This is a genomic window from Phaeobacter italicus (genome assembly GCF_001258055.1).
Taxonomy (GTDB): domain Bacteria; phylum Pseudomonadota; class Alphaproteobacteria; order Rhodobacterales; family Rhodobacteraceae; genus Phaeobacter; species Phaeobacter italicus.
In genome coordinates this window covers 15148-34946 of the sequence record NZ_CVRM01000004.1, presented here as the reverse complement: position 1 = coordinate 34946, position 19799 = coordinate 15148, and the positions used below count along the sequence as shown (strand labels likewise).

The following is a 19799-nucleotide window of genomic DNA, read 5'->3' as shown; positions in this document are numbered from 1 at the left end:
GGCCAGGGTTATGGGTGAGATCGACCTTGACGCGCTGGCGCCCTGGCTGGGACGCACCGAGACTAAGGAAGATGTTCTGACGGAGGGGCTGATCGACAAATTCCGCGCCACGCTCGGTCCGCATCTTTGGGACGGATCAGGCGATGTCCCGCTGGGAATTCATTGGTGCCTTGTCCTTGATACCGTGCCAGCTGCCGCCCTGTCAGAAGACGGCCATGCCGCGAGGGGTGGATTTCTGCCCCCTGTTCCGCTGCCCGCCCGCATGTGGGCTGGCGGCGATGTTACGCATATCGCGCCGCTGAAAATCGGCGAAACCATCACCCGCCGCTCGGTGATCGGGGACATAGTGGCCAAGCAGGGCCGCAGTGGCCCATTGGTCTTTGTGACCGTCGAACATGAGTATTCGAGTGGCAACCGGCTTTGTATCCGGGAGCAGCAAACGATCGTTTATCGTGAGATTTCCGCCCCCCGCACGGGCGAGAGCGCACCTGACGCGGGTGACCCCACCACGCTCAGATCGACCCTGACACCGGATCCTGTTCTACTGTTTCGCTATTCGGCGCTGACGTTCAATGCCCATCGCATTCACTATGACCACATCTACGCCACCGAAACCGAAGCCTATTCCGGACTTGTTGTGCATGGCCCATTGCAGGCCACGCTGCTTCTGAATCTGGCGGCGGATGCGTTAAAAACATCGCCCCACCGGTTTTCGTTCCGCGGACTCGCGCCGCTCACCCTGCCCTGCGAATTGCAACTGCACAATGAAGGGACCGGCGCCTCCGGGACAGTCTGGTGTCAGGATCAAAACGGTCTTCGAAGCTTTTCCGCAGAGTACGCGGCGATCTGATCAGTTTCCTTTGGTAGCGGATTCAGTTGTTGACCAATTTTTCTAACATCTGTTAGGCTTTGCGGAGAGGCTTGGTAAATAGACCAGGCAAACCTCTGAATTAAAGCATTTCTGATTGAACCTGAATCGCGAGGGATTCCCTTAAGGCATCAGGTTTGTTTCATCCTGTTTGGGAGGATGGATCATGTCAGCACCTTTACCTTCGGCACTAAGGACGCGGTTTCAGAGATATATTGACGAAGGGTTAAGCGGGCGTGCGGCGGCGTTGCGTCTGAAATTGTCACCTGCGACAGGTGCGCGATGGGCGCGCCAAGTGAGGACCAAGGGTCACGCGGAACCCGCACCGCAGGGACCGCCGCGCGGCAAAGGCAAGCTGGCACCGCATCAGACTTTCCTTGAGGAGTTGATTGCACAAGACCCCGACATCACCCTCTTCGAGCTACGCGACGCGCTGGCCGAGGCAGAGGGCGTGCAAGTGCATCACTCTTCCATCTCCAACCTGCTGTCCCGGCTCGGGTTCACATACAAAAAAAGTCTCCGGTTGCCACCGAGCGCCGTCGCGCCAAGGTAAGGCAACAGCGCGGCGATTGGTTCAAGCATCGCTTGCCCACCATCTCCCGGATGCCAGACCGCGTTGTCTTTATTGACGAAACTGCAGTGAAGACGAACCTGACCCGCCTGCGTGGCCGATCCAGACGAGGCGAGCGTCTGACCATGGACGCGCCCTTTGGAAGCTGGGGGACGCAGACACTGATCGCGGGCCTGACGCAGGATGCACTGATCGCGCCTTGGGTTATACAGGGTGCGATGGGCGGCCCGGCCTTTGCCGCCTACATACGCCAAGTGCTGGTCCCAGAGATCGCACCAGGAACCGTTGTTATCCTCGACAACCTCGCGACGCATCGCAACAAGGACGCCGCGCAGGCCCTGCGCGACCACGGCTGCTGGTTTCTGTACCTGCCGCCTTACTCGCCCGATTTGAACCCCATCGAACAGGCATATTCAAAGCTGAAAGCCCACTTGCGACGGATCGGGGCTAGAAGCTTCACCGAGGTCTTCGACGCTATCGGATCAATCTGCGATCTCTACGATCCAGAAGAGTGCTGGAATTACTTCAGGGCTGCCGGATATGTCTCAGGTTAATATCGAAACGCTTTAACAATTACCTTGGGCCAATCAGATCGGGCTGCTCAGGATCGGAGCGGTGAAAGAGGTGATGACCACGGCGGCCTACATCGACCGTCTCGACCGAGAATACCACGCCGCCAAAGATGCGCTCTGTTCCTGACGAAAGAGGGCGGCCGGTCACCCGGCCGCCCATCTGTTTCTGCGGTTGTCGCCGAAGATCGAGACGCGATCTCAGACGTCTTTTTGGTTGACGATCAGTTCTGCATTCTCGGGTAGTTCCGAAACGATGCTCACCGCGTCGGCGCGAATTCGCGCATGCAGTTTAAAGCTTTCGGCGGCGGCTGCTTCCGCAGCAGAAGCGTCGGCACCGTCTTCAAGCACAAGCGAGAGGCGGATCATGTCGCGATCGTTCTCGCGCACTACCACGGCCTGCGCGGCCTTTGCGCCCGGCGTGCCGATGACGACTTCTTCAACCACGCGCGGATAAACGAAAATCTCGCGCACTTTGACCGCTGCCCCGACACGGCCCTGCAATGCTGAAATCCGGCTGACGGTGCCATCCGCGTTGCTTTCCAGGGCAAAGGCGCTGTCGCCGGTGCCGAACCGGATCATCGGCCAGGTGGCATCGCGCGCGGTCACAACAACCTCGCCCGGTTCCCCGTGAGCGACCTGTTCGCCACTGACCGGATCGCAGATCTGCACCACGCGGCCGGGATGAACCACATAGCCTTCGCCGCCATCCTCATATGCAATAAGGCCCAGATCGGCGGTGGCATAGGCAGCCCAGGTCGACACGCCATAGTCTTCCTCGATCCGGCGGCGTTTGGCCATCCAGTCGCCCATCTCTCCGCCGAGGAAGGCTGTTTTCACCTTCCAGGCGTCGCGCCCATAGGTTTCGACCACCTTGTCCGCCAGCGTCAGGAAAAACGCGGTCGAAGCGCAGATCGAAGTCACGCCGGTTTCGACGATGATCTGTGCCTGAAGCTCCGTATTGCCGACGCCGCCGGGGATAACCGTGGCGCCTGCGGCCTGTGCCGCTTCGTCGAACAAAAGCCCCGCGGGCACCAGATGATACATCCATGTGTTCAGGATAATATCCCCCGGCCCCACGCCTGCCGCCTTGAACAGCAGTTCAAGGCCGTGGCCGCCACCGTCCGAAAGGGCCGGTTCGAAAATCGGGCCGGGGGACACGTAGATCCGCCCGACATCCTTCAGATCCGAGGCCAGGAACCCGCCAAAGGGCGGATTTTTGCGCTGGATCTTCAGAAGCTCTTCTTTTTTCATCACTGGAAGACGCGAGAGGTCCGCCACCGATGTGACAGCTGCCGGATCGAATCCGGCAGCCGTAAATCGCGATTTCAGGCCAGGAGCCTTGTTGGCCGCAGCGGCATAGGCTTGCGCTATATCTTTGTAGATATCATCAGACATTTCCATGCCTCCTCGTCCAATCGGGCGTTAAAGCGGGCAGTCCTTACGGAAGTTCGGCGCGCGCTTCTCGCGGTGCGACAACACACCTTCCTTGACGTCCTCGCTCATGAAGCCAAGCATCTCCAGCGCGGTCGACGCATCAAAGATCGGCCCGGCCTGACGCAGCCAGTTGTTCAGTGAATACTTGGTCCAGCGGATCGCGCTTTGCGAGCCGTTGGCCAGTTCGACGGCTGTATCCAGCGCGATCTGCTGCAGCTCATCATCCTCGACGCACATTGATACCAGACCGATACGCTCGGCCTCTTCGCCCGATACGGGCTTGCAGGTCATCAGATAGTACTTCGCCTTGGCCATCGAGGTCAGCAGCGGCCAGATGATCGCCGCGACGTCACCGGCGGCAACACCCAGACGCGGGTGACCATCAACGATCTTGGCCCGTTTTCCGGCTATCGAGATATCGGCCAGAATGGCAACCACAAGGCCCGCGCCGGCCGCAGGGCCATTGATCGCGGAAATGATCGGCTTGTTGCAGTTGATGATGTTATAGACGAGATCCTTGGCTTCTTTCCACGTCTTCATGATCTCGTGCGAGTTGCCAATCATGTTTTCGATCAGGCTGAAATCACCCCCGGCGGAAAACGCCTTGCCCGCACCGGTCACGATGACCGAATTGATGTCTGGGTCACGGTCGATATCGATCCACATGTCCGTCATCTGGGTGTGAGTTTCGGCATCGACCGAGTTAAACGTCTCGGGCCGGTCGAACGTGATGCGCAGCACGCGATCCGCCGGGTAGTCAAATTTCAGTTTGTCGTATTTTGCGTAACGCTCCGACATGGTTCTATTTCCTCCGTGGGGTATTGAGTCAGCCAGGCAGTCCCAGGACGGCCTTGGACAGGATGTTTCTTTGGATTTCGTTCGATCCACCATAGATCGTGGTAGGTCTGGCCTTGTAGAAGCTCGACAAAACGTCGACGCTAACATTGCCAACCTGAAGCGGCCCGATGGAGCCGCCATCGGGACCGGCTGCTTCGATCATCAGTTCGGTGATGCGCTGGAAGCATTCAGTCACCCAAATCTTCAGCATGGAGACATCCGCACCCAGCGTCTCGCCACGTTTGAGCTGATCTGCAAAACGGGCATAAAGCGCGGCATGATCTTCCACATCCAGTGCCGCCTGGGCAAAGCGGTCACGGAACACCGGATCGTCAAACGCGCCACGGCCACGGGCAAAGCTTTCAAGCTGTCCCAGAGCGTTCTGGGCCAGACTTGGCGAACCGATGAAAATGCGTTCGAAGCTCAAGAGCGCCTTGGCCATCGTCCAACCCTTGTTCAGCTCGCCCACGAGGTTCTCGCGGGGCGTCCGTGCATTGTCAAAGAAGACCTCGCAAAACTCGGTCTCGCCCGACAGGGTCGTGATGGTGCGTACATCGACTCCAGGCTGATTCATCGGAGCGAGCAGGAAACTGATACCCTGTTGTTTCTTGGGCGCATCGGGATCGGTGCGCACCAGCATGAAAATATGCGTGGCGTCATGCGCCATCGTGGTCCAGATCTTCTGTCCGTTGATGACAAAGTCGTCGCCGTCAATCTCTGCGCGTGTGCGCAGGTTCGCCAGATCGGACCCGGCGCCGGGTTCCGAGTATCCCTGGCACCAGATGTCTTCGCAACTCAGGATACGCGGCAGCCAGTAGTCTTTTTGTTCCTGGGTGCCGAATTTGATGATCAGGGGACCGACCATCTGCACGCCCATGTCGCGACCGCGATTGACGCCCCAGCGCTGCTGCTCTTCATAAAAGATCAGCAGCTTAGCAGCGTTTAGGCCCATACCGCCGAATTCAGCGGGCCAAGCTGGCGCAACCCAGCCCTTGGCGTGCAGCTTGCGGTGCCAATGTTCGATCTCGGCGAACTTCGGGCGGTGCGGCAGATGACGCAGCTCCTCGGGATATTCCGCTTCGAAGAACTGGCGCACTTCTTTGCGGAATTCCACATCGCTAATTGCATTCCAGTCGGTCATTGTGCTGCCCCCTCTGCTTCGCGTGCCTCGAACCAAATCCGCCTGTGATAGGCATCGTCGCCCAACCAGGCCGACAGCACCAGCGCCCGGTTCAGGTAGAGCCCGATATCGAACTCATCCGTGTACCCGACCGCCCCGTGCAACTGGATCGCATCACGGGTAATTCTTTTGGCGGCCGTAACCGCCCGCGCCTTCGCACGGCTGGCAATCGGGGCCCGAACCTTCGGATCGGTTTCGCTGTCCATCTGCGCAAGCGCCTCCCGCACTCCGGCCTGCGCGACCTCGCATATCACGTTGAGGTCGACGGCACGGTGCTGGATGACCTGAAAAGACCCGATCGGCTTGTCGAACTGCTCCCGCGTCTTGATGTAGTCGAGCGTGATCTCGAAGGCACGCTCGCTCAGGCCGACAAGCTCGGCCGCAGCAAGCGCCGTTGCATCAGCGACAGCCTCGGCCAGTGCAGTGGGAACCGCACCGCCGCTGGCCAATTCCACGGCCGGGGTGCCCGAAAAAGAAAGCTCGCCCAGAGAGCTGCCGTCGGCCTGCGCTCGTTTGTCAATGACAAGCCCGTCCGCGTCTGCCTCGGCCAGAACCAGAACCGGGCCGTCATCTCCTTCAGCCACGACCAGGAACCCTAGAGATCCGATCGCACCGACGACCCAGGCCTTGCCACCGGTCAGCTTTCCGTCCGCGTATCGGCAGGTCGCATCGGCAAGCGCCCCGTCGGGGCCGCGTTCCTGCCAGGCAACCGCCAAGGAAATTTCGCCGCCGATGAGCTGTGCCATCTTCGGATGAGCCGGACAAAGGCGGCGCAGAAGGCCAAGACTCAGACCGATTGTCAACACGACCGGTTCCGGTGCAATCACACGGCCGACTTCCTCGGCGATGACACCCCCGGCGGCTAGGCCCATGCCAAGCCCGCCCTGATCTTCAGGCACCGCCACCCCGAAAACACCGGCCTCGGCGAGTTCCCGGACCATCTCAGCATCGAAACCGCCCCCGGCATCACGAAGTTTTCGGGCTCTGTCACTTCCGCCCGCCCGTTCAAACAACGTGCGCGCGCTCTCGCGCAACAGGCGAAGGTCTTCTTGTTCGCTGGAAAGGATATCAGTCTGTGTCATTTTGTTTTCGCTGAATCATCACGGGGGTTTCGGTCGAAAAAACGACCTCGCCCGCAGGGTTTTTGGCGCTGAGCGTATAGTGCAAAACACCTCTGTCGGGCTTGCTTTTTGACGGCGTGACCGCGTTGACCGTCAGTTCGACATCAAGGGTTTCGTTCGGGCGCACCGGCCGCAGCCAGCGCAGATTGTCAAAGCCCATGCCACCGATATTGGCGACATCGACCATCATTTCAGACATGACCGGCCTGAACACTTCCAGCATCGTCTGAAAGCCCGAGGCGATCAGGCTGCCATGTATGGCGGTTGCATAGTCTTCATCGGTGTGCAGCCGCTGCGGATCCCACTCCTTGGCAAACGCCTTTATTGAATCCGCGCTCATCGGAGCGCTGCGAAAGCGATAGACTTGGCCCGGCGAGAAGTCTTCCAGATACCTCAAGAGGCACCCTCCTTTGCGAAACCGTCATCGTATCCGCTCGCATCCTTGGATATCCGGATGCGGTTGAATTCTTCCAGCTTCGGATAGGTTTCCTTGAACGCCACCAGGAACTCACCCATCGGCGCGTCGAAATAGAGACCACGGTCGTTCACATATTCCATGTGCCGGTGATTCTGTTCGTCGAACTCGTGAAAGAGCGCGTCGTGATAGCCGTCGAAGACCAGGGGTTTGACCCCGAATCTTTCACACAGTTCCATGTTGAATGCAGGTGTCACTTTGTAGGCCTCATTCCCCAACCACAGCTGAACATAGCCGTGGTAGATAAAGAGATCGGTCCCCATCAACTCCTGCAACTTGGGTGTATTCAGGTGGTTGCGCACATCCGCAAACCCCAGAGCGGCGGGGATACCCACAGCACGCAAACAAGCCGCCAGAAGAATTGCCTTGGGAACGCAAAACGCCGCTTCCGCCCCAGCGATACGGCTGGCACGGTAAGAGTCCTCATCCAGCGCAAAACAATAGGGATCATAGCGAATATCGTCGCGCACCGCTTCGAACAGGCGGATTGCCTTGTCGCGATTGGTTGCGTCCACAGGAAGATCACGCAAAGCCGATGTCACGAAACCCTGCACTTCCAAGCTATCGCTTTCCACAAAGCGCGATGGCATGACATAACGCTCAGCTTCTGTCGGCAGGTCATCGTCAGACTTGTCCATTGGCCCCTCCCTTTTTCTAACATATGTTAGATTGCCGATTCAAAACCTGCCCGTCAACGGGATTTACTCTGTCTTTGGTTGGTCCACGCCATAACGCGTATTGTCTTCGCCCAGAGTGGCTGCAACTCCGACCGAATTTCCCGAAGAACGGAACTCCGGCGCAATTGGCAGCGGCAAAGCAGGCGCGTTCCGGCCGGAGATTTTTACGGCCCGCCCGAACACGTCACGCGCTTTGAAATGCGGGTCATGTGCCGCCTCGGCGGGCGTTTTCACGACCGAACAGCAGCAATCTGCCGCTGCCAGCAAAGCCTCCCAATGGGTCGAGGGATGTTCCCTAAGACGACGTGCAACCTCCGCGGCACAGGCATTTGGATCGGACCAGTCATCGCGAAGCGCCACCGGCAAACCAATGACATCGCAGAACGACTGCCAGAACTTTTCTTCCAACGCGCCGACGGCGATCTGACGCCCGTCCGCGGCCGTATAAAGCCGATACCGGGCCAGGCCACCCGTCAGGCGGCTGCCACCGTTCTTGATGTTCTGCCCGGCAATCACACCTTCGGCATGGGCCCAATAGGCAAAGGCGAACGCTCCCTCGGACATTGCGATATCCAGATGCGTCCCCTGCCCGCTCGCCTGCCGCGCAATCAGGGCCAGCAGGATATTCATCACCGCAGGATAGGTTCCGCCTCCGATATCGGCGACCAGCCCGAACGGTGCCGTTGGCTGGTCATCGGGTCCGCGACTGAGCGACAGGATACCCGCATCACCAACATAGTTGAGGTCGTGGCCGGCGGCGCTGGCCTTTGGTCCGGTCTGGCCATAGCCGGTGATCGAACAATAGATGAGACCGGGATTGATCTCGCGCAGAGCATCATAACCAAGCCCGAGCCGGTCCATCACGCCGGGACGGAACTGCTCTACCAGAACATCGGCCTTCTCGATTAAGGGGCGCAGACGTTCCACTGCGCCCCTTGACTTGAGGTCGATGGCCACCGATCGCTTGCCGTGGTTCAACACAGCAAATCCGATGCTCTCTCCGTCGATCTTTGGCTCCGTGTGGCGCGCGTCCTCGCCGACTCCGGGACGCTCGAACTTGATCACTTCGGCGCCGGCCTCAGACAGCATGAGCGTCGCCATCGGACCGGGAAGAAGGGTGCTGAAATCCAGCACCAGGATATCCTTGAGCGGTTGAGCCATCTTCACTGCCTCAGGCGAAGCGCGCCGCGCCGTTGTTCAGAACAACCACGTCGCGTGCCGGAATAGATGCTCGAAACCGGGCCTCGCCGTCCTCTTCCCAGATTTCGAACCGCACGGTTTCGCCGGGATAGACCGGCGCCGAGAACCGAACATCCAGACCGACAAGCCGGGCAGAATCATAGTCAAGCAACGTCTTTAGAATCGCCCGGGCCGCCAGCCCATAGGTCGCCAGACCATGCAGGATCGGGCGGTCGAACCCGACAGAACGGGCAACATCCGGGTCAGCATGAAGCGGATTGAAATCACCGCTGAGACGATAAATAAGGGCTTGGCGCGGCAGGGTATCGATATCACATACATGATCAGGCGCCCGATCAGGCAGCACTGCGGGTGCCGGACCCGCTTGGTTTTCACCGCCGAACCCCCCATCACCGCGACAGAAAGCCGACATCGCCACGCGCGCCAGTTTTTCACCGCTGTCCGCGTCGATAATATCACGGCTTTGGTAAATGACGGCTCCCTTGCCCTCGCCCTTGTCGGCGATGAAGTCGATCTTGCTGCGGCCGACAATCCGGCCAGTTGTCGGCAGCGGCTTGTAGATGTCGAGCCACTGTTCGCCGTGCAGCACTTTCTGCCAGTTTACGCCGGTCTTGGGATCGCGCAGCCAGAAGCCGGGATACCCCAAAATGACCGCCATCGAGGGAACTGCCTTGAGCCCGTCCTCATAGACATAGGCCAGCTCCTTTTTGTCGGTCGGATCCTCGCCGAACCCAAGGCCGAGTGCATACAGGATGGTATCCCGTTCGGTCAGCGTCTGTTCGATTTCCTCAAAGTCCCAGTTCGACAATGCCTCGAAATCCAATGGCATTTACTTTCCTCCCTTAGTTGCCGTCAGAGCGTGTTTTGCGATCCAAGTATCGCCGTGACCTGGCTGGACAGCACACCGCCGTTGCCATGCGCCAGCGCCAGGTCGATATCCTTCAACTGAATGCCCGGCGCGTCGCCACGGATCTGACGAGCAGCCTCGATCACTGTGAAGATGCCGTACATCCCGGGGTGCACGCAGGACAGGCCGCCGCCATTCGTGTTCACCGGCAACACGCCGCCAGGCGCGATGCGTCCGCCCTCGACAAAGGCCCCTCCCTCGCCCTTCGCGCAGAACCCAAGATCTTCGAGAAACAAAATCGTGTTGATGGTGAAGGCATCATAGAGCTCGACCGCCTGGATATCCGCAGGGGTCACTCCGGCCGCCGCAAAGGCGCGCGCGCCCGAGTCGCGGGCCGCGGTCACGGTGAAATCCTTCATCTGGGAAATCTGCCGGTGCGAGCTTGCCGCAGCACTGCCCAGCACATAGACAGGTGCCTTCGGGAAATCCCGGGCGCGGTCCGCGCGGACCATTACGATCGCGCCGCCACCGTCGGTGACAAGACAACAGTCGCGCACGGTCAATGGATCGCCCACCATGCGCGCACCCAACACGTCCTCGCGGGTCAGCGGGCCGCGCTCGAACGCTTCGGGGTTGCGCTGCGCCCAGGCCCGCGCGGCAACGGCCACGTCGGCCAGCTGTTCGCGGGTGGTACCATATTCATGCATGTGCCGCGCCGCCGCCATCGCATAGGCCGAGATCGGATAGCGCGGATTATACGGCGCCTCGTAGGCCGGCGGACGTGAAGCGGTCACCAGTCTGCCCGACGCGGTGCGCTGGTTGGAGCCATAAACAATCAGCGCGACATCACACAGACCGGCGTCCAGCGCCATGGTCGCGGACGTCAGGTAGTTTACGAAGGACGAACCGCCCGACATCGTGCCATCAATGAACCGGGGCTGGATGCCCAGATACTCCGCCGCCATAAGCGCCGGCATGCTGTCTTCCATCATGGTGCAGAACAGCCCGTCGACGTCGGACAGTTTCAGCCCGGCATCGCCAAGCGCCGCAAGCGCGGATTGCGCCATGACATCATAGGCCGTCAGGCCATGGGCCTCTCCGAAACCGGCATGACCGGCTCCCACGATGGCGGATTTTCCCCGAAGTTCAGTGGTCATGGCCTATCCCTCCGACGGTTTGAAAAGCACGGCCGGAACACCCTCGGCCTCGCCCACGAATGCGGTTACAGGCATGTCGATGACGACCTCACCCGGGGCAATGCCCTCGACCCGGCTCATCATCCGGACACCCTCGTCCAGCTCGACGACGCATACGTTGTAGTCGCCGCCCCGTTCGGGCTTTCGGCGCACGACTGTTGTGGTGTGGACCCGTCCCTTGCCGCCAGCCTGCTTCCACGAAATCGCGGTGCCATGACAATGTGGACACAAGACTCGCGGGAAAAAGTGATAGGCCCTGCAGTCGTCGCACTTGGGCAGCAGAATCTCGCCCTCTGCCAGCGCGCGTTGGAAAAGCTGGTCTGGTCCTTTGGCATCCTGCATAGGTGTTCTCCTTCAAGCGACCCAGTCATTGTTTAAGCGTATTGATAATCTTTCTAACAATTGTTAGATTTAGTCAACCTTTCAGGATCAATTGAGAGAAACTCATGCCAGGTTCAGACTTAGCCCCCCTTTCCGGCAAACTCGTCGTTGCGCTGGAACAGGCAGTCGCCGCGCCTTTTTGCTCCTCGCGGCTGGCCGACGCCGGCGCGCGCGTGATCAAGATCGAACGCAAGGGCGCAGGCGATTTCGCCCGCGCCTACGATACCGCCGCCAACGGTGAAAGCGCCTATTTCACATGGCTGAACCGAGGCAAAGAATCGGTCGCCTTGGACATTAAAGCCGACGAAGACCGTGAAATCCTGCTCAGGATGCTGGAAAACGCAGATGTGTTTATTCAGAACCTGCTGCCTGGCGCGCTGGCCAAGCTCGGGCTCGATTCCGCGACTCTGCGAGAGAGCTTCCCGCGTCTCGTGACCTGCGACATCACCGGATATGGCGAAGACGGCCCGATGCGCGACGCCAAGGCCTATGACCTTCTGGTGCAATGCGAGAGCGGTCTGGCATCAGTGACCGGTACACCCGACGGACCAGGACGGGTGGGCGTGTCGGTCTGCGATATCGCCACCGGTATGACAGCCCATGCTGGAATCTGCGAAGCACTTGTCGGGCGTGATCGCACCGGCAAGGGCAGCGGCGTTTCCGTGGCAATGTTTGATGTGATGGCCGACTGGATGTCGGTTCCGCTGCTGTATCACGATCACCTTGGCAAGCCGACACCTCGTGTCGGACTGAACCACACGGTCATCTGCCCGTACGGGGCCTATGAATGCAAGGACGGTCAGCTTGTCGTCATTACCGTTCAGCACAGCGGCGAATGGCAACGGTTCTGTGAACACATACTGGGCGATGCGGCTTTGGCAACCGACCCCCGGTTCCATGACAACACGTCGCGAATTGAAAACAAACCCGCGCTCGAAGTTCTCATCAAGGCCGTGTTCGCCTCGCATGACCGCGCCGAGATGCTGAAGCGGCTTGACGCTGCGGGCATTGCCTCGGGCGCGGTGAACGACGTGGCGACCCTGTCCGGTCACCCCCAGCTTGACCGGTCCGTAATTCGCACGCCTTCCGGTGAAATCAACGTCCCGACCCCCCCGATCCGGCGCAGCCTCGGCGAAACGGCACTGGGCCCCTGCCCGGCCTTCGATGCGCAAGGCAAAGCCCTTCGCGCCGAGTTCGGCCGTCGTTCATAAAAACGGTGGGCAACTAAAAGGGTGGACAACCAAATGACCGCTGAGAACAAACCGGGGCTTCTTCAAGGCGTGAAGATCGTCGATCTGACTTCTGTGGTTTTCGGACCTTTGGCGACGCAGATGCTGGGCGATCTGGGGGCCGATGTGATCAAGGTGGAAGGCCCCGAGGGCGATCTTCTTCGCCAGGTCCAGCCATCGCGCAACAAGCTGATGGGTGCCGCTTTTCTGGGGGCCAACCGTAACAAGCGCAGTGTCGTACTGGACCTAAAAACGCAAACCGGTCGCGATCAGTTGCGCAAACTGCTCATCGATGCCGATGTGATGATTTCGAGCATTCGGCCTGCGGCGCTGGCCAGATTGTCTTTGGATCCCGAAACTCTACGCCAGGAAAACCCGAACCTGATCATGGTATCCGCCACCGGTTTCGGGCAGGACGGGCCCTATGCCGCCAAGCCTGCATTCGACGATTCCGTCCAGTCGGTGTCGGGATTGGCCAGCTTGGCAACCTTGCGCGACCCTGGGGTACCGCCCGCTTATGCCCCGACAATTCTCGCCGACAAGCTTGGCGGGGTCACCGCCGCCTATGCCGTGATGGGTGCCCTGTTCCACCGCGAACGTACTGGAGAGGCCCAGCATGTCGAGGTTCCGATGTTTGAAACGCTGGCCGCCTTCCTGTTGGCCGAACATATGGATGGGGCCACCTTTGAAGAGACTCCGCAGGATTTCGGCTATGCCCGCATGCTGGTTCCGCACCGGCGTCCAGTTCAGACCGCTGATGGCTACATCACCATTCTGCCCTACACCAACGTACAATGGGCACGGTTTTTCAAGGCGGTTGGGCGCAATGACATGATCGACCATGTCTGGGTCACGGACATGGACACCCGTAGCCGCAACATCGGCGCGGTATACGATATGGTGGCGCAGATTGCGCTGACCCGGACCACGAATGACTGGCTTGCCCTGATGGAGCAGGCAGACATACCAGCCATGCCGGTGCGCAACCTGTCAGATTTGCCGAACGATCCCCATCTTGCCGCGACCGGGTTCTTTCAACGGATTGATCACCCGACCGAAGGTGCGATCTGGACGACACGCCCGCCGATACGCTTCTCAGCGACCCCGGCGCGACATGATCATCGCCCGGCCCCGCGACTTGGGGAACACAGCGACGAAATTCTGGGGCCGGGTAGGGAATAGCCCCACCCGGCACCGGACGGATCAAACGTCCATCGAACGTGCGATCAATTCCTTCATGATCTCGTTGGTGCCGCCATAGATCATCTGGACCCGGCTGTCGGCATAAAGACGCGCGATGGGGTATTCCATCATGAAACCGTAACCACCGTGCAGTTGCAGGCATTCATGCATGACCTCGTTCTGCGTCTGGCTGCCCCACCATTTCGCCATCGAAGCCGTGGCCGTATCAAGTTCGCCCGCTTCAAGACGCGCGAGCCCATCATTGACGAAGGAACGTAGCAATTCGGCCTTGGTTTTGCATTCCGCCAGTTTGAAGCGCGTATTCTGGAAGTCCATGATCCGGCTTCCAAATGCCTTGCGGTCCTGAACATATTTGACCGTTTCACCGATCGCAAAATCAATAAAACCGAGCGCGGTAATGCCGATCATCAGCCGCTCCCAAGGCAGCTGCTTCATCAGCTGGTAGAACCCCTGCCCCTCTTCCGGACCAAGCAGGTTCGCCGTAGGCACGCGTACATCTTCGAAGAACAGCTCAGCCGTATCCGAACCTTTCATACCCAGTTTCTTCAGGTTCCGTCCCCGGCGAAAGCCCTCGGCACCCTCGGTTTCCAGAACGATCAACGAAAGGCCCTTGGCGCCGGCGTTGCGGTCGGTCTTTGCCACGATCACAACCAGATCCGCCGCGTGCCCGTTGGTGATGAAGATCTTCGATCCGTTGATCTTGTAGTGGTTGCCATCCTTTTCCGCATAGGTTTGTACGTTCTGGAGGTCAGAGCCCGTTCCAGGCTCGGTCATGGCAATCGCCGCAACGCTGTCGCCGCTGACCAGTTTCGGCAACCACTTTTTCTTCTGTTCCTCACTGCCATATGCGTTGAGATAATGGATTACGATGGACTGGATCCCATAGCCCCAACCCGTATCACCGGTGCGCCCCTGCTCGTAGACGGTAATCGCGTCGAACCCGATGCCGCCACCGAACCCACCATATTCTTCGGCAATCGAGCCACCCATGACACCCTGCTGACCGACTGTTTTCCAGAAGTCGCGGTCAACAATTCCCTGTTCCGTCCATTTTTCAATCTTCGGAGCCATCTCTGCATCGAAAAGCCTGCGTGTACTATCGGCGAACATCTTGTGTTCATCCACTGCCCAGCTAGGGGAGTTCTTAATCAGAGACATGAATTTTTCCTATCGATTCAAGCTTGTGTTGAGCCAAAATCTAACAAGTGTTTTGCTTCTTGACAATGAACCGGAGCCGTTCTGACGAGGCGTCACAAGGCTTAGGACCGCGCGCATCCTGGTCCGTCCGATCCGCTCGCCGCCCATTCGGCTCGTACCAAAAAAGGCCCGCCGGGGGTTCGGCGGGCCTTTGATGCGTTTTGGCGGGTTGGGCCGTGGCCCTTACAGCTTCTCGGTCAGTTCGGGGACGGCCTGGAACAGGTCGGCGACCAGTCCGAAGTCGGCGACCTGGAAGATCGGGGCTTCTTCGTCCTTGTTGATCGCGACGATGATCTTGCTGTCCTTCATCCCGGCCAAGTGCTGGATCGCGCCCGATATGCCGGCGGCGATGTACAGATCCGGTGCCACGACCTTGCCGGTCTGACCCACCTGCCAGTCGTTCGGTGCAAAGCCCGAGTCGACGGCGGCGCGGGATGCGCCAACGGCGGCGCCCAGCTTGTCGGCCAGTTTCTCGATCAGGGCAAAGTTCTCTTCGGAGCCAACGCCGCGCCCGCCGGACACGACCACACCGGCCGAGGTCAGTTCGGGACGATCCGATGCGGCGACCTTGTCTTCGACCCATTCCGACAAGCCGGGGTCGTCCCCGGCGCCGATGCTTTCGACCGAGGCAGACCCGCCTTCGCCAGCGGCATCAAAGGTCGAGGTGCGGAAGGTGATGACCTTTTTCACATCCGACGATTTGACGGTCTGAATCGCGTTCCCGGCATAGATCGGGCGCTCGAACGTGTTGCCATCGACAACGCCGGACACGTCCGACAGGACCATCACGTCCAGCAGCGCGGCAACGCGCGGCATGACGTTCTTGGCGTCCGTGGTGGCCGGGGCGACGATATGTTCATAGTCACCGGCCAGCGATGCGATCAGCGCGGCGGTCGGTTCGGCCAGGCGGTGACCCAGCGATGCGTCTTCGGCGACCAGAACCTTAGCCACACCGTCGATCATGGCGGCGGCGTCGCCTGCGGCAGCAGCAGAGGCGCCCGCGCACAGAACGGTCACATCGCCCAGGGCCTTGGCCGCGGTCACGGCCTTGGCGGTTGCGTCGATTGCCAGTTCACCATTGGTGACTTCTGCGAGAAGAAGAACAGCCATTACACAGCCCCCGCTTCTTTGAGTTTTGCGACCAGCTCGTCCACCGAGCCGACCATGATACCGGCCGCGCGTGCCGCGGGCTCGGAGGTTTTGACGATTTCCAGACGCGGCGTGACATCAACGCCGTAATCATCGGCGGTTTTCTCATCCAGCGGCTTTTTCTTGGCCTTCATGATGTTGGGCAGCGACGCATAGCGCGGCTCGTTCAGGCGCAGGTCCACAGTGACGATCGCGGGCATCTTGACCTTGATGGTCTGCAGGCCGCCGTCAACTTCGCGGGTCACGACGGCACTGTCGCCATCGATGCCCATTTCCGAGGCAAAGGTCGCCTGGCTCCAACCGAGGATCGCCGACAGCATCTGGCCGGTGGCGTTCATGTCGTTGTCAATGGCCTGTTTGCCCGCCAGAACCAGACCGGGCTGCTCTTCCTCGACCACCTTGGCCAGGATTTTCGCGACGGCCAGCGGCTCGATGTCGGTGTGCACATCATCGGCGGCAACCACCAGAATGGCACGATCCGCACCCATGGCCAGCGCAGTGCGCAGGGTTTCCTGCGCCTGTTTGACGCCAATGGAAACCACGACGATTTCTTCGGCCTTGCCGGCCTCTTTCAGGCGAATCGCCTCTTCGACGGCGATTTCGTCGAAAGGGTTCATCGACATCTTAACGTTGGCCAGATCGACACCGCTTCCGTCCGCTTTGACACGAACCTTCACGTTGTAGTCGATCACGCGCTTCACAGGCACGAGTACCTTCATTGGCGTGGTCTCCTTGAGTTTTGCGATAAGGTTTCAACCGAGCTAACGGTCTTTGAATTCTGGAGTTCTTTTTTCCGAAAACGCTTTCATGGCCTCGGGAAAGTCATGCGCGCACAGCAAAACGCTTTGGGCATCGCGCTCGATATCCAGCGCCTCGAGATAGCTGCACTCGGCTGCGGCGCGCATCACACGCTTGGCGGTCTGAACGCCAAACATCGGGTGCGTTGCAATCTCGCGGGCAATTTCCAGCGCCCGTACCTCGACCTGGTTGGCCGGCACGCATTCTTCGACAACGCGCAGGTCCCTGGCGGTGCGCCCGTCGATTTCACGGCCCGTGAGCACAAGCATCCGGGCAACGCCCGCACCGGCGCGCTGCTGAAGCAGCCAGCTTGATCCCGTGTCGGGACAACCGCCGACGCGTGCAAATACTTCGCACAGCCGGGCATCTTCGGCGGCAACGACAATATCCGCCGACAAGGCCAGGCTGAGGCCCGCGCCAAAAGCCACGCCGCATACCGCGGAAATCAGAGGTTTGCGAAACAGATAGGCCGCGCGTCCGCCATCGTGAACCAGGTCCACCATTTCCGACGTCGCCCGCGCGCCTTTGGCGATCTCGGACTGAAACCCGACAAGATCGCCGCCGCTGCTGAAATGATCGCCGCCGGTCATGACAACGACACGGATCGTAGCGTCCCGTTCGGCTTCGCGCAGAAGCGCCACCAGTTCTTCGACGAACCCGATGCTGTAAGGGTTGCGTTTTGTCGGCTGAAGAAACCGCAGGATTCCGACAGGGCCATCCCTGTCCAGGCGAATAAGCTCAGTCATTCAAGTCTCCATCAGGTCCCGGTCCAGACGGGTGCTCGCTTTTCAGCAAAGGCCTTTGGGCCTTCAATCGCGTCGTTGCTGGCGTAAACCACCTCGTGCAGGCGCTTGCCCTCTTTCAGGCCACCGGCACAGCCCAGATCCATGGTTGCGCGAACACTGCCTTTCGCGGCAACAACCGACAGCGGGGCCGCGCTGGCAATGCGTTTGGCAAGGTCGAAGGCCCGTGCGCGGACAGCATCGGGAGTGTCTTCGATATAGTTGGTGAACCCGTATTCGTGCAGGCGCTCGATCGGCATCAAGTCGCCGGTCAGAACTATTTCCATAAGGATGGGCTGCGGCAGCATGGACAATGCTGGCGATGCCCAAGGCGATCCACGACCGATCTTTACTTCGGTGATACCGACCTTGGTCCCCTTGAGACCGACCCGCAGATCGCAATTCAAGGTCAGCATCATGCCGCCCGCCATCAGCGACCCTGTCATCGCCGCGATGATCGGTTTCTTGCAGGCGCGCATGGTCTCGTGAAACGGGTCGCGCATCTTGGTCAGAATATCGACACCCTCGTCGCGTGCGATTTGTGTGGCTTCCTTCAGATCCAGTCCGGCGCTGAAAACGCCGCAATCGGCAGAAGTCAGAATGGCCACACGAACGCTGTCATCCGCCTCGATCTTTTCCCAAGCATCGGTCAGCCCGTTCGTCGCCGCCACGGAAAGCGCGTTTTTACGTTCGGGCCGGTTGATACAGACGGTCGCAATTCCGTCTTCGATCTTCACGTCAATGGGGCTCATGATACCTGCTTCGCTTTCTCGGGACAATCTAACTGCGGAAAGCTTCCCCGCGACATGTCTGCCGCGGGGAAGCTCTGTCTTATTCGACGGTGAACGTCGCGGAGCTGTGCTTGATGACATCCCAAACAACGTCGAGATAGTCGGCGCTCCAGTCGGTCAGCGGAACCCAGGTTTCGCCATTCCACTGTTCGACCCGAGTCTTGCCGCCACCACCGTGGTCTTTGTCGGTCACTGTAACCGGGGCCATGATGCCGTTTCCATCGAAGTCCTCGATCGATTCATAGGCATTCTTCATGCTTTCCGGTGTGATCGGCCAACCGTTTTCAGTAATTGCGATCCGCGCGGCTTCGAAACCGGCCGAGTAGATCGCCATGCCCGTGTTGTAGTACACGTCGCGCACCAGGCTCTCGGGACCGCTGCCCTTGCCATTGGCATAGTAGGTGTCCAGCATCGTCTTGACGATCGGAACTTCCTGGCCACCGGCCACGTTGGTCCCGCGCAGGATGCCTTTCGCCTCTTGTGCGCCAATATTGGCGATATCAACTTCGTTCAGCCAGTTCACCGACAGATAGCGGTCGATCGGGAAACGGTTGCGGCGCATTTCCTTCGAGGCGACCACATGCCCGCCCGCCAGCAGCCAGCTGATCACGTAGTCAGGCTTGTCGCGGCGGATTTTGCTCCATGCGCCGGCCTGATCCGACCCGGGAAGCGGCACGGGATACAGCTCCAGTTCGAACCCTTCCTTTTCGGAAAGCGTTTTCAGGATCTCGATCGGTTCCTGGCCAAAGGGATAATCCAGATAGATGAACCCGATCTTCGCCTTGCTCAAGTCACCGCCCATCTGACCCTTGATGAAGGCAACGTCATTTGCCGCCTGCTGCCAGTACGTCGGACCGACCGGGAAAACCCATTCGAACACTTCGCCGTCCACCGCGTCACCGCGGCCAACAAAGGACTGCATCAACACGTTGCCGTCCTTCATCGCACGCGGCAGAACCGCGTTCGTGACCGGCGTGGACAGAAAATTGAAAAGGAAAACGCCTTCGCGCTTGAGCTGCTCGTAGCATTCCACACCGCGCTGCGGTTCGTTGCCGTGATCGCGAATGATGACTTCAACCGGATGCCCTTCGATACCGCCATTTTCGTTGGTGTACATCGCCAGGTCCTGCGCGGCCTGGGCCACCTGCGGCGAAATGAACGTGTAGGATTTACTGAGGTCGAAGCAGAGTCCGAAGCGGATCGGCTCCTTGTCCTGCGCTGAGGCAACAGTCGCGCTTGCTGCCAGCGCAGTAGCAAGTACCACTGCCTTAATGTGCTGTTTGACTTTCAT

At 59.6% G+C, this 19799-nt stretch carries 20 protein-coding genes; 4 read left to right on the top strand and 16 right to left on the bottom strand.

Annotated features, from left to right (window positions below; genetic code table 11):
• Nucleotides 1–10: 10 nt before the first annotated feature.
• On the top strand, nt 11–850 hold the full coding sequence (locus NIT7645_RS01715) for an HTD2 family dehydratase (RefSeq protein ID WP_050685873.1): 840 nt from the start codon (nt 11–13) through the stop codon (nt 848–850).
• A gap of 184 nt (nt 851–1034) precedes the next feature.
• Nucleotides 1035–1993 (top strand): IS630 family transposase gene (locus tag NIT7645_RS19085; protein WP_103911555.1). Its coding sequence is split into 2 segments (ribosomal slippage): nt 1035–1388 and nt 1391–1993, totalling 957 coding nucleotides; the frame shifts between segments, so codons are not numbered across the junction.
• Nucleotides 1994–2209: 216 nt separating this feature from the next.
• Here the strand turns inward: NIT7645_RS19085 and NIT7645_RS01700 are convergent.
• The 10 genes from NIT7645_RS01700 to NIT7645_RS01655 form a co-directional block, all read right to left on the bottom strand.
• Nucleotides 2210–3406 (bottom strand): phenylacetate--CoA ligase family protein, encoded by a 1197-nt coding sequence (locus NIT7645_RS01700; RefSeq protein ID WP_234994807.1) that lies wholly within the window; start codon nt 3404–3406, stop codon nt 2210–2212.
• Nucleotides 3407–3433: 27 nt separating this feature from the next.
• Nucleotides 3434–4243, bottom strand: coding sequence for an enoyl-CoA hydratase/isomerase family protein (locus NIT7645_RS01695; protein WP_050685854.1), 810 nt, complete (start codon nt 4241–4243; stop codon nt 3434–3436).
• Nucleotides 4244–4271: 28 nt separating this feature from the next.
• Nucleotides 4272–5423: an acyl-CoA dehydrogenase family protein gene (locus NIT7645_RS01690; protein WP_050685852.1), complete on the bottom strand. Its 1152-nt coding sequence runs from the start codon at nt 5421–5423 to the stop codon at nt 4272–4274.
• A complete protein-coding gene (locus NIT7645_RS01685) occupies nt 5420–6544 on the bottom strand; it encodes an acyl-CoA dehydrogenase family protein (protein WP_050685850.1) in 1125 nt (374 codons plus the stop codon). Before NIT7645_RS01685 ends, NIT7645_RS01690 begins: the two co-directional genes overlap by 4 nt.
• Entirely contained in the window at nt 6531–6980 is a 450-nt protein-coding gene (locus NIT7645_RS01680; RefSeq protein WP_050685848.1) for a MaoC family dehydratase, read from the bottom strand. The genes NIT7645_RS01685 and NIT7645_RS01680 overlap by 14 nt, the downstream gene beginning before the upstream one ends.
• The gene (locus NIT7645_RS01675) at nt 6977–7696 is read right to left on the bottom strand and encodes a transglutaminase-like domain-containing protein (protein WP_050685846.1); all 720 of its coding nucleotides are present in this window, start codon (nt 7694–7696) and stop codon (nt 6977–6979) included. The genes NIT7645_RS01680 and NIT7645_RS01675 overlap by 4 nt, the downstream gene beginning before the upstream one ends.
• Before the next feature lie 63 nt (nt 7697–7759).
• The gene (locus NIT7645_RS01670; protein ID WP_050685940.1) at nt 7760–8896 is read right to left on the bottom strand and encodes a CaiB/BaiF CoA transferase family protein; all 1137 of its coding nucleotides are present in this window, start codon (nt 8894–8896) and stop codon (nt 7760–7762) included.
• A gap of 10 nt (nt 8897–8906) precedes the next feature.
• On the bottom strand, nt 8907–9764 hold the full coding sequence (locus NIT7645_RS01665) for a MaoC/PaaZ C-terminal domain-containing protein (RefSeq protein ID WP_173644469.1): 858 nt from the start codon (nt 9762–9764) through the stop codon (nt 8907–8909).
• 23 nt (nt 9765–9787) lie between these two features.
• Entirely contained in the window at nt 9788–10939 is a 1152-nt protein-coding gene (locus NIT7645_RS01660; RefSeq protein WP_050685844.1) for a thiolase family protein, read from the bottom strand.
• Between the two features lie 3 nt (nt 10940–10942).
• Nucleotides 10943–11320, bottom strand: coding sequence for a Zn-ribbon domain-containing OB-fold protein (locus NIT7645_RS01655; protein ID WP_050685841.1), 378 nt, complete (start codon nt 11318–11320; stop codon nt 10943–10945).
• Nucleotides 11321–11424: 104 nt separating this feature from the next.
• Here NIT7645_RS01655 and NIT7645_RS01650 point away from each other — a divergent pair, with 104 nt between their 5' ends.
• Both NIT7645_RS01650 and NIT7645_RS01645 read left to right on the top strand, forming a co-directional pair.
• Nucleotides 11425–12570, top strand: a complete 1146-nt coding sequence (locus NIT7645_RS01650) for a CaiB/BaiF CoA transferase family protein (RefSeq protein ID WP_050685839.1) — start codon at nt 11425–11427, stop codon at nt 12568–12570.
• Between the two features lie 33 nt (nt 12571–12603).
• Nucleotides 12604–13770, top strand: a complete 1167-nt coding sequence (locus NIT7645_RS01645) for a CaiB/BaiF CoA transferase family protein (protein ID WP_050685936.1) — start codon at nt 12604–12606, stop codon at nt 13768–13770.
• 21 nt (nt 13771–13791) lie between these two features.
• On the opposite strand, the gene NIT7645_RS01640 is transcribed toward NIT7645_RS01645, so the two are convergent.
• The 6 genes from NIT7645_RS01640 to NIT7645_RS01615 form a co-directional block, all read right to left on the bottom strand.
• Complete coding sequence (locus NIT7645_RS01640; RefSeq protein WP_082204798.1) at nt 13792–14949, bottom strand: acyl-CoA dehydrogenase family protein; 1158 nt, start codon at nt 14947–14949, stop codon at nt 13792–13794.
• Between the two features lie 222 nt (nt 14950–15171).
• On the bottom strand, nt 15172–16098 hold the full coding sequence (locus NIT7645_RS01635) for an electron transfer flavoprotein subunit alpha/FixB family protein (protein WP_050685836.1): 927 nt from the start codon (nt 16096–16098) through the stop codon (nt 15172–15174).
• Complete coding sequence (locus NIT7645_RS01630; protein ID WP_027238724.1) at nt 16098–16856, bottom strand: electron transfer flavoprotein subunit beta/FixA family protein; 759 nt, start codon at nt 16854–16856, stop codon at nt 16098–16100. Before NIT7645_RS01630 ends, NIT7645_RS01635 begins: the two co-directional genes overlap by 1 nt.
• Nucleotides 16857–16898: 42 nt before the next feature.
• Nucleotides 16899–17681, bottom strand: coding sequence for an enoyl-CoA hydratase/isomerase family protein (locus NIT7645_RS01625; protein ID WP_050685834.1), 783 nt, complete (start codon nt 17679–17681; stop codon nt 16899–16901).
• Nucleotides 17682–17692: 11 nt separating this feature from the next.
• Complete coding sequence (locus NIT7645_RS01620) at nt 17693–18469, bottom strand: enoyl-CoA hydratase/isomerase family protein (protein WP_027238722.1); 777 nt, start codon at nt 18467–18469, stop codon at nt 17693–17695.
• A 79-nt stretch (nt 18470–18548) separates the two neighbouring features.
• Nucleotides 18549–19799: an ABC transporter substrate-binding protein gene (locus tag NIT7645_RS01615; protein WP_027238721.1), complete on the bottom strand. Its 1251-nt coding sequence runs from the start codon at nt 19797–19799 to the stop codon at nt 18549–18551.